We start from the raw sequence: 13,295 nt of genomic DNA, 5'->3' as shown, positions 1-13,295 counted from the left end.
CCGCTGCGCACCGTCGCGCCATCTCCTGACCCACGTACGAGTGTGCAGGTCAGAGCCGCCCTCCCGCAGTCCCGAAGGACATATCGCCATGGCCGCCACCCCGGAAAACCCCGCACCCGCCACGCCCCGCCGCAAGGTGAGCCGTCACCGTGGCGAGGGCCAGTGGGCCGTGGGGCACTTCACCCCGCTGAACGGCAATGAGCAGTTCAAGAAGGACGACGACGGTCTCAATGTGCGGACACGCATTGAGACGATCTACTCCAAGCGTGGCTTCGACTCGATCGACCCCAACGACCTGCGGGGCCGCATGCGCTGGTGGGGTCTCTACACCCAGCGCAAGGAAGGCCTCGACGGCACCAAGACCGGTGTCCTGGAGCCGGAGGAGCTGGACGCGGAGTACTTCATGCTCCGGGTCCGCATCGACGGCGGCCGGCTGACGACCGAGCAGCTGCGGGTCGTCGGCGAGATCTCGCAGGAGTTCGCGCGCGGCACGGCCGACATCACGGACCGGCAGAACGTGCAGTACCACTGGATCCGGATCGAGGACGTCCCCGAGATCTGGAACCGGCTGGAGGCCGTCGGCCTGTCGACCACCGAGGCCTGCGGCGACACCCCGCGCGTCATCCTCGGCTCCCCGGTCGCCGGCATCGCCGAGGACGAGATCATCGACGGCACCCCCGCCATCGACGAGATCTACCGCCGGATCGTGGGCAACAAGGACTTCTCCAACCTGCCCCGCAAGTTCAAGTCGGCCGTCTCCGGCTCGCCGCTGCTCGACGTGGCGCACGAGATCAACGACATCGCCTTCGTCGGCGTGAACCACCCGGAGCACGGCCCCGGCTTCGACGTCTGGGTCGGCGGCGGTCTCTCCACCAACCCCAAGCTGGGCGTCCGCCTGGGCACCTGGGTCTCCCTCGACGAGGTCCCGGACGTCTACGAGGGCGTCATCTCGATCTTCCGCGACTACGGCTACCGCCGGCTGCGCACCCGCGCCCGGCTGAAGTTCCTCGTCGCCGACTGGGGCCCGGAGAAGTTCCGCCAGGTCCTGGAGGACGAGTACCTGAAGCGCAAGCTGACCGACGGCCCCGCCCCCGAGCAGCCGGCCGGACAGTGGCGCGACCACGTGGGCGTCCACCGGCAGAAGGACGGCCGCTTCTACGTCGGCTTCGCCCCGCGCGTCGGCCGCGTCGACGGCGCCACGCTCACCAAGATCGCGGACATCGCCGAGGCGCACGGTTCGGGCCGGGTCCGTACCACCGCCGAGCAGAAGATGATCGTCCTGGACGTCGAGGAGGCGCAGGTCGAGTCGATCGTCTCCGCGCTCGAGTCCCTGGACCTGCGGGTCAACCCCTCGCCGTTCCGGCGCGGGACGATGGCGTGCACCGGCATCGAGTTCTGCAAGCTGGCGATCGTCGAGACCAAGGCGCGCGGCGCCTCCCTGATCGACGAACTCGAGCGCCGTATCCCCGAGTTCGACGAGCCGATCACCATCAACATCAACGGCTGCCCCAACGCCTGCGCCCGTATCCAGGTCGCGGACATCGGTCTCAAGGGCCAGCTGGTCCTTGACGACGACGGCAACCGCGTCGAGGGCTACCAGGTCCACCTGGGCGGCGCCCTCGGCCTGGAGGCCGGTTTCGGCCGCAAGGTCCGTGGTCTGAAGGTCACCTCGGCCGAGCTGCCGGACTACGTCGAGCGGGTCCTCACGCGCTTCCAGGAGCAGCGCGAGGACGGCGAGCGCTTCGCCACCTGGGCGGCGCGCGCGTCGGAGGAGGCGCTGTCATGAGCTTCCCGCCGACGACGATGTCCGCACCTCTGCGCCGCGTGCGCGGAGATGGGGGCACCCCCGGGCCGAAGGCCCAGGGGGAGACGGAGGGCGCACCGTGAGCGAGCGTGCCGCGCCCTTCTACTGCCCGTACTGCGGCGACGAGGACCTGTTTCCGCACGAGACGGGTCACGGAGCCTGGGAATGCCGGGCGTGCAGTCGAGCCTTCCAGTTGAAGTTCCTGGGGCTCCTCGCCCCTGGAACTTCGAGCAACTCCACTGGAGGGGAACCGATATGACGACCACTCAGACGATCACCGAGGACACCGACCTGAAGGCGCTCGCCGAGCAGGCCGGCCGCGACCTGGAGGACGCCTCCGCGCTGGAGATCCTCCGGTGGGCGGCGGAGACCTTCGGCAGGCGGTTCTGCGTCACGTCCTCCATGGAGGACGCGGTCGTCGCCCACCTCGCCTCGCGCGCCATGCCCGGGGTCGACGTGGTCTTCCTCGACACCGGCTACCACTTCCCCGAGACCATCGGCACCCGTGACGCGGTCGACGCGGTGATGGACGTCAACGTCATCACCCTGACCCCGCGTCAGTCCGTCGCCGAGCAGGACGCCGAGCACGGCCCGAAGCTGCACGACCGCGACCCCGACCTGTGCTGCGCGCTGCGCAAGGTCAAGCCGCTCGAAGAGGGCCTGACCGCGTACCGCGCATGGGCCACCGGCCTGCGCCGCGACGAGTCGCCGACCCGGGCGAACACCCCGGTCGTCGGTTGGGACGAGAAGCGGCAGAAGGTCAAGATCTCCCCCATCGCCCGCTGGACGCAGGACGACGTCGACGCCTACGTCGCCCAGCACGGCGTCCTCACCAACCCGCTCCTCATGGACGGCTACGCCTCCGTCGGCTGCGCGCCCTGCACCCGCCGCGTCGCGGAGGGCGAGGACGTCAGGGCCGGCCGCTGGGCCGGCCGGAGCAAGACGGAATGCGGGCTGCACGGCTGATGACCACACTTGAGAATTCCCAGGAGAACGACGTGACCGGTGCCACCATCTGGCTCACGGGCCTGCCCAGCGCCGGCAAGACCACCATCGCGTACGAGCTCGCCGCCACGCTGCGCGGCGAAGGCCACCGGGTCGAGGTGCTCGACGGCGACGAGATCCGCGAGTTCCTCTCCGCGGGTCTCGGCTTCAGCCGCGAGGACCGGCACACCAACGTGCAGCGGATCGGCTTCGTCGCCGAACTGCTCGCCTCGAACGGCGTGAAGGTCCTGGTCCCGGTCATCGCTCCGTACGCGGACAGCCGTGAGGCCGTCCGCAAGCGCCACGAGTCCGAGGGCACCCCGTACGTGGAGGTGCACGTCGCCACTCCGGTGGACGTGTGCTCCGTACGCGATGTGAAGGGGCTGTACGCCAAGCAGGCCGCGGGTGAACTCAGCGGCCTGACCGGGGTCGACGACCCGTACGACGAGCCGGCCGACCCCGATCTGCGGATCGAGTCCCAGAACCAGACCGTGCAGGAGTCCGCGGCGCAGCTCCACGCGCTGCTCACCGAGAGGGGCCTGACGTGAGCACCACCGTTGCCCATGTTCATGAGGAGACCGACAGCCCGTTCGCGCTGTCGCACCTGGACTCGCTCGAGTCCGAGGCCGTCCACATCTTCCGCGAGGTGGCGGGCGAGTTCGAGCGGCCGGTGATCCTCTTCTCCGGCGGCAAGGACTCCATCGTCATGCTGCATCTGGCGCTCAAGGCGTTCGCGCCGGCGCCGGTCCCCTTCACGCTGCTGCACGTCGACACCGGGCACAACTTCCCCGAGGTCATCGAGTACCGCGACCGGGTCGTGACCCAGCATGGGCTGCGGCTGCACGTCGCCTCCGTCCAGGAGTACATCGACGCCGGGAAGCTGCGCGAACGTCCCGACGGGACGCGTAACCCGCTCCAGACGGTGCCGCTGACCGAGGCGATCCAGCAGCACCGTTTCGACGCCGTCTTCGGCGGCGGTCGGCGCGACGAGGAGAAGGCCCGCGCGAAGGAGCGGGTGTTCTCGCTGCGCGACGAGTTCTCGCAGTGGGACCCGCGGCGCCAGCGCCCCGAGCTGTGGCAGCTCTACAACGGCCGCCACGCGCCCGGCGAGCACGTCCGCGTCTTCCCGCTCTCCAACTGGACCGAGCTGGACGTCTGGCAGTACATCGCCCGCGAGTCCATCGACCTGCCGGAGATCTACTTCGCCCATGAGCGCGAGGTCTTCGCCCGCAACGGCATGTGGCTGACGGCCGGCGAATGGGGCGGCCCCAAGGACACCGAGACGGTGGAGAAGCGGCTGATCCGCTACCGCACCGTCGGCGACATGTCCTGCACGGGCGCCGTCGACTCCGACGCCTCCACGCTGGAGGCCGTCATCGCCGAGATCGCCGCCTCCCGCCTCACCGAGCGGGGTGCGACCCGCGCCGACGACAAGATGTCCGAGGCCGCGATGGAAGACCGCAAGCGCGAAGGGTACTTCTAGCCATGACGAGCACGACCGAGCAGTTCGCCGACGTCTCGGCGACCACCCTGCTGCGTTTCGCGACCGCCGGATCCGTCGACGACGGCAAGTCCACGCTGGTGGGCCGGCTGCTGCACGACTCCAAGTCGGTCCTGACCGACCAGCTGGAGGCCGTGGAGGCCGCATCCATCAAGCGCGGCCAGGAGGCCCCCGACCTGGCGCTGCTCACCGACGGTCTGCGGGCCGAGCGGGAGCAGGGCATCACCATCGACGTGGCGTACCGCTACTTCGCGACCCCGCGCCGCCGGTTCATCCTTGCCGACACCCCCGGGCACGTGCAGTACACCCGGAACATGGTCACCGGCGCCTCCACCGCCGAGCTGGCCGTGGTCCTGGTCGACGCGCGCAACGGTGTGGTCGAGCAGACCCGTCGCCACGCGGCCGTCGCGGCGCTGCTGCGGGTCCCGCATGTGGTCCTGGCCGTCAACAAGATGGACCTCGTCGACTACGCGGAGCCCGTCTTCGCGGCGATCGCCGAGGAGTTCACGACGTACGCCTCCGAGCTGGGCGTCCCGGAGATCACCGCGATCCCGATCTCCGCACTGGCCGGCGACAACGTGGTGGAGCCCTCCGCCAACATGGACTGGTACGGCGGTCCGACGGTTCTGGAGCACCTGGAGACCGTGCCGGTCAGCCACGACCTGACGGCCTGCCACGCGCGCTTCCCCGTCCAGTACGTGATCCGTCCGCAGACCGCCGAGCACCCGGACTACCGGGGGTACGCCGGTCAGATCGCGGCCGGTGCCTTCCGGGTCGGGGAGCAGATCACCGTACTGCCGTCGGGGAAGACGTCCACGATCACCGCGATCGACGCGCTGGGCGAGTCGGTGGACATCGCCTGGGCGCCGCAGTCGGTCACGATCCGGCTGGCGGACGACATCGACATCTCGCGTGGCGATCTCCTCGCCCCGAGCGGAGACGCCCCGGCCACCAGCCAGGACGTCGAGGCGACGGTCTGCCACGTGGCGGACCAGCCGCTGGCCGTGGGCCAGCGGGTGCTGCTCAAGCACACCACGCGCACGGTCAAGGCGATCGTCAAGGAGATCCCGTCCCGGCTGACGCTGGACGACCTCTCCCAGCACCCCGAGCCGGGGCAGCTGGTCGCCAACGACATCGGCCGGGTGAGGGTCCGTACCGCCGAGCCGCTCGCGCTCGACGCGTACGCCGACTCGCGTCGCACCGGTTCGTTCCTGCTGATCGACCCCGCGGACGGCACCACGCTCGCGGCCGGCATGGCGGGCGCGTCCTTCGCCGACGACAAGGCCGTGGCGGCGGTCGCGGACGACGAGGGCTGGGACTTCTGACATGACGTACGACGCCTACGGCACCTTCGCCAAGGAGGGCGGCCGCGTGGGTTCCGGCGCCCTCGGCGCGGGCAGCGGAGGGGTCGCGCGATGTGCGTGTTGATGCCGGCGCGCCGCGTACGCGGCGCCGTCCCGCTCCACCCGTTCCACGAACGACATAGCCGAAGAAGCCTTCGAAGACCCTGAGGGGAACCAGCTCCGTGCCTGCCTTCCGTACGACTCCGCGCCGCTCACTCGTCGCCGCCGCGGCTCTGCCGCTGCTGATCGGCGCGCTGGCCTCCTGCGGCTACGGGTCGCAGGCGAAGAGCGACGAGAAGAAGGTGGCCGCGGTGGGCGAGAAGCTCTCGGCCGACGCCGTCCGGCTCGGGTACTTCCCGAACCTGACGCACGCCACCGCACTCGTCGGTGACGAAGAGGGCATCATCCAGAAGGAGTTGGGCGGAACGGAGCTGAAGGTCGCCACCTTCAACGCCGGTCCGTCCGCGATCGAGGCGCTGAACGCCGAGTCGATCGACATCGCGTACGTCGGCCCCTCCCCCGCGATCAACGGCTACACCAGGTCCCGGGGCAAGAACCTGCGGATCATCGGAGGTTCGGCCTCCGGCGGTGTGAAGCTCGTCGTGAACCCGGAGAAGATCAAGTCGCTCGACGACGTCAGGGGCAAGCGGATCGCGACCCCGCAGCTCGGCAACACCCAGGACGTCGCCTTCCTCGACTGGATCTCCGAGCAGGGCTGGAAGGTAGACGCCCAGAGCGGCAAGGGCGACGTCTCCGTCCTGCGTACGGACAACAAGGTGACCCCGGACGCCTACACCTCCGGCTCCATCGACGGCGCGTGGGTCCCCGAGCCCACCGCCTCCACGCTCGTCAGCGAGGGCGCCAAGGTCCTCCTCGACGAGTCGACGCTCTGGCCGGACGGCAAGTTCGTGATCACGAACATCATCGTGTCGCAGAAGTTCCTCACCGAGCACCCGGACGTCGTCGAAGCCGTACTGCGCGGCTCGGTCAACACCAACACGTGGATCAACGCCAACCCCGGCAAGGCCAAGGCGTCCGCCAACGCCAAGCTGGAGGAGCTGACCGGCAAGCCGCTGGACGCCGAGGTCATCGACGGCGCCTGGCCCTCGCTGGGGTTCACCGACGACCCACTGGCCGCCACGCTCCAGGCCCAGGCGGGCCACGCGGTGAAGGCAGGTCTCCTCAAGCAGCCCGAACTCGACGGCATCTACGACCTGAAGCCCCTGAACAAGGTGCTGAAGGCCGCCGGCCGCCCCGAGGTCTCCGACGCCGGTCTCGGCGTCAAGTGAACACGTCCGCCGCTCATACCCAGGAGGTGACGACCATGGCCCCGACCGCGACGCTCGCCAAGGCCGAGGACCGTGCGACGGTGACGCACGCCGCCCGGATCGCCCATGTCTCGAAGTCCTTCGGCGGTCCCGCCGGAGGCCAGCTCGTCCTCGACGACATCTCGCTCGATGTCGCCCCGGGTGAGTTCGTCACGCTCCTCGGCGCGTCCGGATGCGGCAAGTCCACCCTTCTCAACCTGGTCGCCGGGCTCGACCGGCCGTCCGCGGGGTCCATCGAGACCCCCGGCGGCCGACCCGCCCTGATGTTCCAGGAGCACGCCCTCTTCCCGTGGCTGACCGCGGGCAAGAACATCGAACTGGCGCTGCGGCTGCGCGGGGTGCCGAAGTCCGAGCGGCGCCCGGAGGCCGAGCGCCTGCTCGACCTGGTGCGGCTCGGCGGCTCGTACCGCAAGCGGGTGCACGAGCTGTCCGGCGGCATGCGCCAGCGTGTCGCCCTGGCCCGCGCGCTCGCCCAGGACAGCGACCTGCTGCTGATGGACGAGCCGTTCGCGGCGCTCGACGCCATCACGCGGGACGTGCTGCACGACGAGCTGACCCGGATCTGGCGCGAGACGAACCTCTCGGTGCTGTTCGTGACCCACAACGTGCGCGAGGCCGTGCGGCTGGCCGAGCGCGTGGTACTGCTGTCGTCCCGTCCCGGGCGGATCGCCCGGGAGTGGACCATCGACATCCCGCAGCCGCGTCGTATCGAGGACGCCGACGTGGCGGAACTGTCCGTCGAGATCACCGAAGAACTGCGTAGGGAGATCCGCCGCCATGGCCAGCACTGATACGACCGGCCCGAAGGCCACGGCGGCCTCGAAGGCGGACGACCTGGCCGGCCTGGAGGCGGGCCTCGACGCGCTGGACGCGGTGCAGGTGCGCCGTACGCCGGTGCGCGAGGTCCTGCTGAAGAAGGTCCTGCCGCCGGTCCTGGCCGTGTTGCTGGTCCTCGCGGTCTGGCAGCTGCTCGTCACGGCCGAGGTCACCGACGAGTCCAAGCTGCCCTCGCCCGGGGCGGTCTGGGACAGCCTGACGACCATGTGGCTGGAGGGCACGCTCCTCGGGGTGCTCTGGACGAGCGTGTCGCGGGCCCTGCTCGGGTTCCTGATGGCGCTCGCCATCGGTACGCCACTGGGTCTGCTGGTCGCCCGGGTGAGGTTCGTGCGCGCGGCGATCGGGCCGGTGCTCGCGGGCCTGCAGTCGCTGCCGTCGGTGGCGTGGGTGGCTCCGGCCGTGCTGTGGATCGGCCTCAACGACTCGATGATGTACGCGGTGATCCTGCTGGGCGCCGTGCCGTCGATCGCCAACGGTCTGGTGGCCGGTGTCGACCAGGTCCCGCCGCTCTTCCTGCGCGCGGGGCGCACGCTGGGCGCGACCGGGATCAAGGGAGCCTGGCACATCGTGATGCCGGCCGCGCTGCCGGGCTATCTCGCGGGTCTGAAGCAGGGCTGGGCGTTCTCGTGGCGCTCGCTGATGGCCGCCGAGATCATCGCCTCGTCGCCCGACCTGGGCCTGGGCCTGGGACAGTTGCTGGAGAACGGCCGGAACAACTTCGACATGCCGGGGATCTTCCTCGCCATCATCCTGATCCTGCTGGTCGGTGTCGCCATCGACCTGCTGATCTTCAGTCCGCTGGAGCGCGCGGTGCTGCGCGGTCGTGGCCTGCTGGTGAAGGGCTGACCATGAGCGCCCCCGCCCTCCCGTCGCGCGCCTCCGCCCTCGCAGGGGAGCGCTCCGCACCTGTCCTCTGCGTCATCGCCCACGGCAGCCGCGATCCGCGGCACGCCGCGACCGTGCACGCGCTGGTGCGCCGGGTCAGGTCGCTGCGCCCGGGGCTGCGTGTGGAGACGGCGTTCCTCGACTTCAACCTGCCGTCGGTGCCCGGGGTGCTCGACCGGCTCGTGGCCGAGGGGGTACGGGACGTCGTGGCGCTGCCGCTGCTGCTGAGCCGTGCCTTCCACGCGAAGGCCGACATCCCGGCCGTACTACGGCAGGCCCCGGCGGGGCTGCGGATCCGCCAGGCGGAGGTGCTCGGCCCCTCGCCGCTCCTGGTCGCGGCGGTGCAGCGGCGGCTGTTCGAGGCGGGACTGACGCCCGCCGGCAGAGGCCCGACCGGACTCGTCCCGGCCTCGGCGGGCTCAACGGCCCCGGAGGCGACAGCGGTGATCGCACCCGCGTCCACCCTGGGGCCGGTCCCCGGCCCCCCGGCGGCTACCGCGGCGTGGCTCCGGGCGGTCGACGAAATGAAGCGCACGACCGGGGTCGTCCTGGCCTCGGCGGGCTCTACAGACCCGGAGGCGATCGCAGCGATCGCAGAAACGGCGCGGGAGCTGCGGCGCACCGGTTGGTGCTCCGTGCGGCCTGCGTTCGCCTCCGCATCTCTCCCGCGGACCGAGGACGCGGTCCGCGCGATGCGTGCCGACGGCGTGCGCCGGGTGGCGGTGGCCCCCTACGTCATCGCCCCCGGCCGCCTGCCGGACCGCATCGCGGCCGGCGCGGCGGATGCGGACGTCCTGGCGGACGTCCTCGGCCCGTCGCCGGAACTCGCCCGACTCCTCGTCGACCGGTACGAGGAGTGCCACATGTCGGCGGAGAAGCCCCTCGCGACGCGGGCCGCGGGTTAGCCCCAGGTTGGCCCGGGGGGGAGGGGGGGGCGGGGGGGGAGGGTGACGGAGTGCAATCCTCCCGGGTAACAAGAAGGTCGCATACGCCGGGGCCCGGGCTCCGGTGGGCCCGGCCCCCGGCGTCCAGCCGTCGTGGCACCAGAAGATGCCGCGGCCCGGGACGACCCGGTGCGGCCCGGGGCCCGGCCGGGAACGCGGTGTGCCGCAGCCCGGAGTGGGGCACGGGAGCGCCCGCCACCGTGCCCCCCGCGCATCCACGCAACGCGTGATCGAGCAGAGGAAGGGGCCGCTCAGGCGGCCGGCGCGCGCCGCAGGACGGCGGCGAGTTCGGCGATCTGGCGCTGTGAGACCTCGGCGGAGAGGATCGTCTGCGAGCCGTGGAAGGTACCGGGATAGTGGTGGAGTTCGACCGAGACGCCCGCCTGCAGCAGGCGCAGCCCGTACTCGATGGCTTCGTCGCGGACCGGGTCGACTCCGCGGTGGTGACATAGGCCGGCGGCAGGCCGGACAGATCGGTGGCGCGTGCCGGGGCGGCGTACGGTGTGGCGGCCTGGGCGCCGAGGTAGTGCCGCCACACCGTGGTGAGCGTGCCCCGGTCCACCCAGGGGGTGTCGGTGAAGTTCCGCTGCGACCACGTCTCCTGGCGGTCGTCCAGCCCGGGCTGATTCAGGAGTTGGAAGCGGATCGGCGGGCCCTGCTCGTCGCGCGCCCGTAGCGCGGTCGCGGCGGCGAGACCCGCGCCGGCGCTGTGCCCGCCGACGGCGATCCGTTCCGGGTCGAAACCGAGGTCGGCGGCGTGCTCGACGGCCCAGTTCAGGACGGCGTACGTGTCGTCCAGGGCCGCCGGGAACGGGTGCTCGGGAGACCGGCGGTAGTCGACCGCGATGACCACCGCGCCGGAGCCGAGGGCGACGCGGGCGGCCCACGGGTGCTCGGTGTCCAGGTCGCCGAAGACGAATCCGCCGCCATGCAGCCAGATGACGGCGCCTTGTGCCTGGTGCGGGCGGTAGATCCGCACCGCCACGTCCGGATCGGCGGGCACCGTGCGGTTCTCGATCTCCATGCCCGTGGTGTCCGGCACCGGGAACGCGGCAGCGCGTTCGGCGAACGCGGCACGTGTGGCGACCGGATCGGAGTCGTCCGGCTTCGGGATGAACGGGAGGAACGCTTCGAGTTCGGGATCCATGCCGGCCATCCTCGCGGCCGTCGCCCACCGGGCGTCAGCGACCGTCGTCGCGCTTCGCGTCCCGATCACGCACCGATCGGTGCGCCCTCGGGCTTCTATCCTCCTCACCATGGAGGCACTGGCCGTTCGTCTGTCAGGACTGGATCCGTACGTCGAGGGTGCGCTCAGGGTCGTGGCGTTCTACGACACGCTGATGCGCCGTCGAGTGGATCTCCCCGCCCTCGCCCGGGCCTCGGCCGGCCTGGCCGAGTGCGTGGCGGGGATTCGGTTCCACGGTACGCGTCGGGTGATCCGCGTCGCGCCCGACGGCGGGGAGGCGTCCGCGCCGACGGCGCCGGCCTCCAGCTCTGTACCGATCACCCTCGACGAGGAGGAGATCGGCTCGGTCTGGCTGGAACGCCCCGGTCCGCCCGGCCCTCTCGACCCGGTGCTGCTCGACCGGCTCGCCCTCGCCGCCGCGGCGGTCGTCGAACGATACGGCCCGGCCACGACCACGATGGCCGACCCCGCGCTCGTCGAGCTGGTCATCAGCTCCGACACCGACGAGGCCGCCCGGGCACGGGCGTTGCGCCTCCTGGGTTTCGCCGCCGACCTGCCGGTCCACGTCGTCGCCGTACGCTCACGGCTCGCGCTCGACCGGATCGGCGGCCTGGTCTGTCCGGCCCGCCTGGTGAAGGCGGCCCCTCTCGCCGACGTCGGCGTCCTCTTGGCCACCACTGTGGACCGGGACCGGTTCCCGGCAGGCGTACGGGCGGGCATCGGCGGCGCCGAGAGGCCCGACCGGTCCTGGCGGGAGGCCCGTACCGCCCTCCGCTTCGCCACCCGGCGCGAACCCGTCGTCCACCATGACGACCTGGGCGCGCTGGCGCTGTTGGCCGAGGTGCCGCAGGAGGTCTCCCGCGACAACGCCGACGTGGCCGCGATGGCACGCCTCGCCGGCAACCCGGACGACCTGGACACCCTGGACGCGTACTGCACCACCGGCTCGCTGCGTCAGGCCGCCGACCTGCTCCATCTGCACCACAGCAGCGTCGCCCGCCGGATCGACCAGATCGGCCGGGCCCTGGGCATCGACCTGGGAACGCCGTCGGGACTGACCCGGGCCGGACTCGCGCTGGTCGCGAGCCGACTGCTCGACGACCGCTCGGCGGTGGAGACCGACCGCTCCTCGGTCGATCGCCCCTCGGTCAGCCGAAGTCGAGCCCGCCCGTCCGGGTCCGCTTGATCTCGAAGAGGTCGGCGTGGCCTGCGAGCGCCCGGAAGCCGTCGAAGAGGTCGGCCGCCTCCTCGCCGCGCGGGATGGCCCGCAGGACCGGTCCGAACCAGACGGTGCCGTCGACGTGGAGGGTCGGCGTGCCCACGTAGCCGTCCGCCTCGGGGTCCTTCCCGGCGTCGTGGCTGCGCCGGACGGCCTCGTCGTACGACGGGTCGTGGGCCGCCGAGGCGAGGTCGGCGGGGAGTCCGGCCTCTGCGAGGGACTCGGCGATCACGGCGTCGAAGTCCTTGTTCCTGTCCTGGTGGATGCGGGTGCCGTAGGCGGTGTAGAGATCGCGCAGGACCTCCTCGCCGTGCCGCTCGGCGGCCGCGGCCGCCACCCGCACCGGTCCGATCGACCTGTCGACCAGCTCCCGGTACCAGTCGGGGAGTTCGTTGCCCATGTTGTGGAGGTACAGGCTCATCACCCGGAAGCGCAGCTCGATGTCGCGGTGCCGCTCGACCTCCAGCATCCAGCGGGAGGTGATCCAGGCGAAGGGGCAGACGGGGTCGAAGTAGAAGTCCACGACGGGCTTCGGCTCGGTCTCGGTGGTCATGCCGGGGAGCCTAGCGAGCCGCCGGCGGCCCGAGCCGGGCCATTCGCAGCTCGGCCGGGCGGGCCACTTCGAGGGTGGCCGAGCCTCCTGGGCGGGTTCAGGCCCGGGTCATCTCCGCGAGTCTGACCACGGTGTTCCAGTTGCGGCTGGTGGCGACGATCCCCTTGAAGAGAGCGGGACGGGAGAGCACCTCGCCGAGCTTGGACCGGCCGAGCCCGTCGGGTGCGTAGAGGTAGAGCGCTCGGTCGCCGAGCCGGAACTCCTCCGGCAGGAAGGCGGCCTGGTCGATCGAGGCGAACCGTTCGAGGGTGACTGGCTCGGAGAGGTAGGTGACGTGGAGCTGCCTGCCTTCGAGCTCCGCGGCCGGGAACGGGCAGGCGTCGACGACGGCGGCGAGGTAGCCCGCGTCGCGGACGAGGCAGTCGACATGGAAGCCGAACCGCTTCTCGACGGCCTCTTCCAGCGCGGTGGTCAGCTCCTGGCCGGTCAGCCGGTCGGTGTCGGTGGTGAAGACCGCGTTGCCGCTCTGCAGATAGGTCCGGACATCGCGGTGGCCGAGCTCTTCGAGCAGTGAACGGAGGTCCGCCATCGGTACTTTACGGTGTCCGCCCACGTTGATCCCGCGCAGCAGCGCTGCGTACGTCGTCGTCATGGCCACACGATAGGGCGGCCGCCGTGCCCCGTGGGGGAGGGCACGGCGGCCACCAGTCC

14 protein-coding genes and 1 pseudogene are annotated in these 13,295 nt (G+C 71.3%); 11 read left to right on the top strand and 4 right to left on the bottom strand.

From position 1 onward, the window contains the following. The first annotated feature begins 88 nt into the window (after window positions 1–88). The 10 genes from ACFUJR_RS25080 to ACFUJR_RS25035 all read left to right on the top strand — a co-directional run bounded on the left by ACFUJR_RS25080 (window position 89) and on the right by ACFUJR_RS25035 (window position 9,587). A complete protein-coding gene (locus ACFUJR_RS25080; RefSeq protein ID WP_383169472.1) occupies window positions 89–1,786 on the top strand; it encodes a nitrite/sulfite reductase in 1,698 nt (565 codons plus the stop codon). Window positions 1,787–1,883: 97 nt separating this feature from the next. Beyond that, window positions 1,884–2,063, top strand: a complete 180-nt coding sequence (locus ACFUJR_RS25075; RefSeq protein ID WP_383169474.1) for a hypothetical protein — start codon at window positions 1,884–1,886, stop codon at window positions 2,061–2,063. After that, window positions 2,060–2,770, top strand: coding sequence for a phosphoadenylyl-sulfate reductase (locus ACFUJR_RS25070; protein WP_383169476.1), 711 nt, complete (start codon window positions 2,060–2,062; stop codon window positions 2,768–2,770). The genes ACFUJR_RS25075 and ACFUJR_RS25070 overlap by 4 nt, the downstream gene beginning before the upstream one ends. After that, window positions 2,752–3,336, top strand: coding sequence for an adenylyl-sulfate kinase (gene cysC, locus ACFUJR_RS25065; RefSeq protein WP_383169477.1), 585 nt, complete (start codon window positions 2,752–2,754; stop codon window positions 3,334–3,336). The genes ACFUJR_RS25070 and cysC overlap by 19 nt, the downstream gene beginning before the upstream one ends. Continuing rightward, window positions 3,333–4,271, top strand: a complete 939-nt coding sequence (gene cysD / locus ACFUJR_RS25060; protein ID WP_383169480.1) for a sulfate adenylyltransferase subunit CysD — start codon at window positions 3,333–3,335, stop codon at window positions 4,269–4,271. Before cysC ends, cysD begins: the two co-directional genes overlap by 4 nt. A gap of 2 nt (window positions 4,272–4,273) precedes the next feature. After that, the gene (locus tag ACFUJR_RS25055) at window positions 4,274–5,614 is read left to right on the top strand and encodes a sulfate adenylyltransferase subunit 1 (RefSeq protein WP_383169482.1); all 1,341 of its coding nucleotides are present in this window, start codon (window positions 4,274–4,276) and stop codon (window positions 5,612–5,614) included. A gap of 200 nt (window positions 5,615–5,814) precedes the next feature. Beyond that, window positions 5,815–6,921, top strand: coding sequence for an ABC transporter substrate-binding protein (locus ACFUJR_RS25050; protein WP_383169484.1), 1,107 nt, complete (start codon window positions 5,815–5,817; stop codon window positions 6,919–6,921). A 35-nt stretch (window positions 6,922–6,956) separates the two neighbouring features. Beyond that, complete coding sequence (locus tag ACFUJR_RS25045) at window positions 6,957–7,751, top strand: ABC transporter ATP-binding protein (RefSeq protein ID WP_383169486.1); 795 nt, start codon at window positions 6,957–6,959, stop codon at window positions 7,749–7,751. After that, a complete protein-coding gene (locus ACFUJR_RS25040; RefSeq protein WP_383169488.1) occupies window positions 7,738–8,643 on the top strand; it encodes an ABC transporter permease in 906 nt (301 codons plus the stop codon). The genes ACFUJR_RS25045 and ACFUJR_RS25040 overlap by 14 nt, the downstream gene beginning before the upstream one ends. 2 nt (window positions 8,644–8,645) lie before the next feature. Then, window positions 8,646–9,587 carry a sirohydrochlorin chelatase gene (locus tag ACFUJR_RS25035; RefSeq protein ID WP_383450729.1) on the top strand — a complete coding sequence of 314 codons (942 nt, stop codon included), beginning with the start codon at window positions 8,646–8,648 and terminating at the stop codon, window positions 9,585–9,587. 290 nt (window positions 9,588–9,877) lie between these two features. On the opposite strand, the gene ACFUJR_RS25030 is transcribed toward ACFUJR_RS25035, so the two are convergent. Together ACFUJR_RS25030 and ACFUJR_RS25025 are read right to left on the bottom strand one after the other, a co-directional pair. Further along, window positions 9,878–10,162: an alpha/beta hydrolase gene (locus ACFUJR_RS25030; RefSeq protein WP_383450736.1), complete on the bottom strand. Its 285-nt coding sequence runs from the start codon at window positions 10,160–10,162 to the stop codon at window positions 9,878–9,880. Continuing rightward, window positions 10,117–10,650 (bottom strand): annotated as a pseudogene (locus ACFUJR_RS25025) (alpha/beta hydrolase fold domain-containing protein); the annotation flags it as partial. The pseudogene ACFUJR_RS25025 and the gene ACFUJR_RS25030, both read right to left, overlap by 46 nt. Window positions 10,651–10,882: 232 nt before the next feature. On the opposite strand from ACFUJR_RS25025, the gene ACFUJR_RS25020 reads away from it, so the two are divergent. Then, entirely contained in the window at window positions 10,883–11,998 is a 1,116-nt protein-coding gene (locus ACFUJR_RS25020) for a PucR family transcriptional regulator (RefSeq protein ID WP_383181310.1), read from the top strand. On the opposite strand, the gene ACFUJR_RS25015 is transcribed toward ACFUJR_RS25020, so the two are convergent. Beyond that, on the bottom strand, window positions 11,961–12,584 hold the full coding sequence (locus ACFUJR_RS25015; RefSeq protein WP_383181307.1) for a DsbA family protein: 624 nt from the start codon (window positions 12,582–12,584) through the stop codon (window positions 11,961–11,963). The genes ACFUJR_RS25020 and ACFUJR_RS25015 overlap by 38 nt on opposite strands. 97 nt (window positions 12,585–12,681) lie before the next feature. Next, the gene (locus ACFUJR_RS25010; RefSeq protein WP_383181304.1) at window positions 12,682–13,236 is read right to left on the bottom strand and encodes a DUF1697 domain-containing protein; all 555 of its coding nucleotides are present in this window, start codon (window positions 13,234–13,236) and stop codon (window positions 12,682–12,684) included. Between the last annotated feature and the right edge of the window lie 59 nt (window positions 13,237–13,295).

It is taken from the genome of Streptomyces sp. NPDC057271 (assembly GCF_042668715.1).
Classification (GTDB): Bacteria; Actinomycetota; Actinomycetes; order Streptomycetales; family Streptomycetaceae; genus Streptomyces.
Note: the sequence above shows the minus strand (reverse complement) of the source record. Positions and strands in the feature narration are given on the sequence as shown.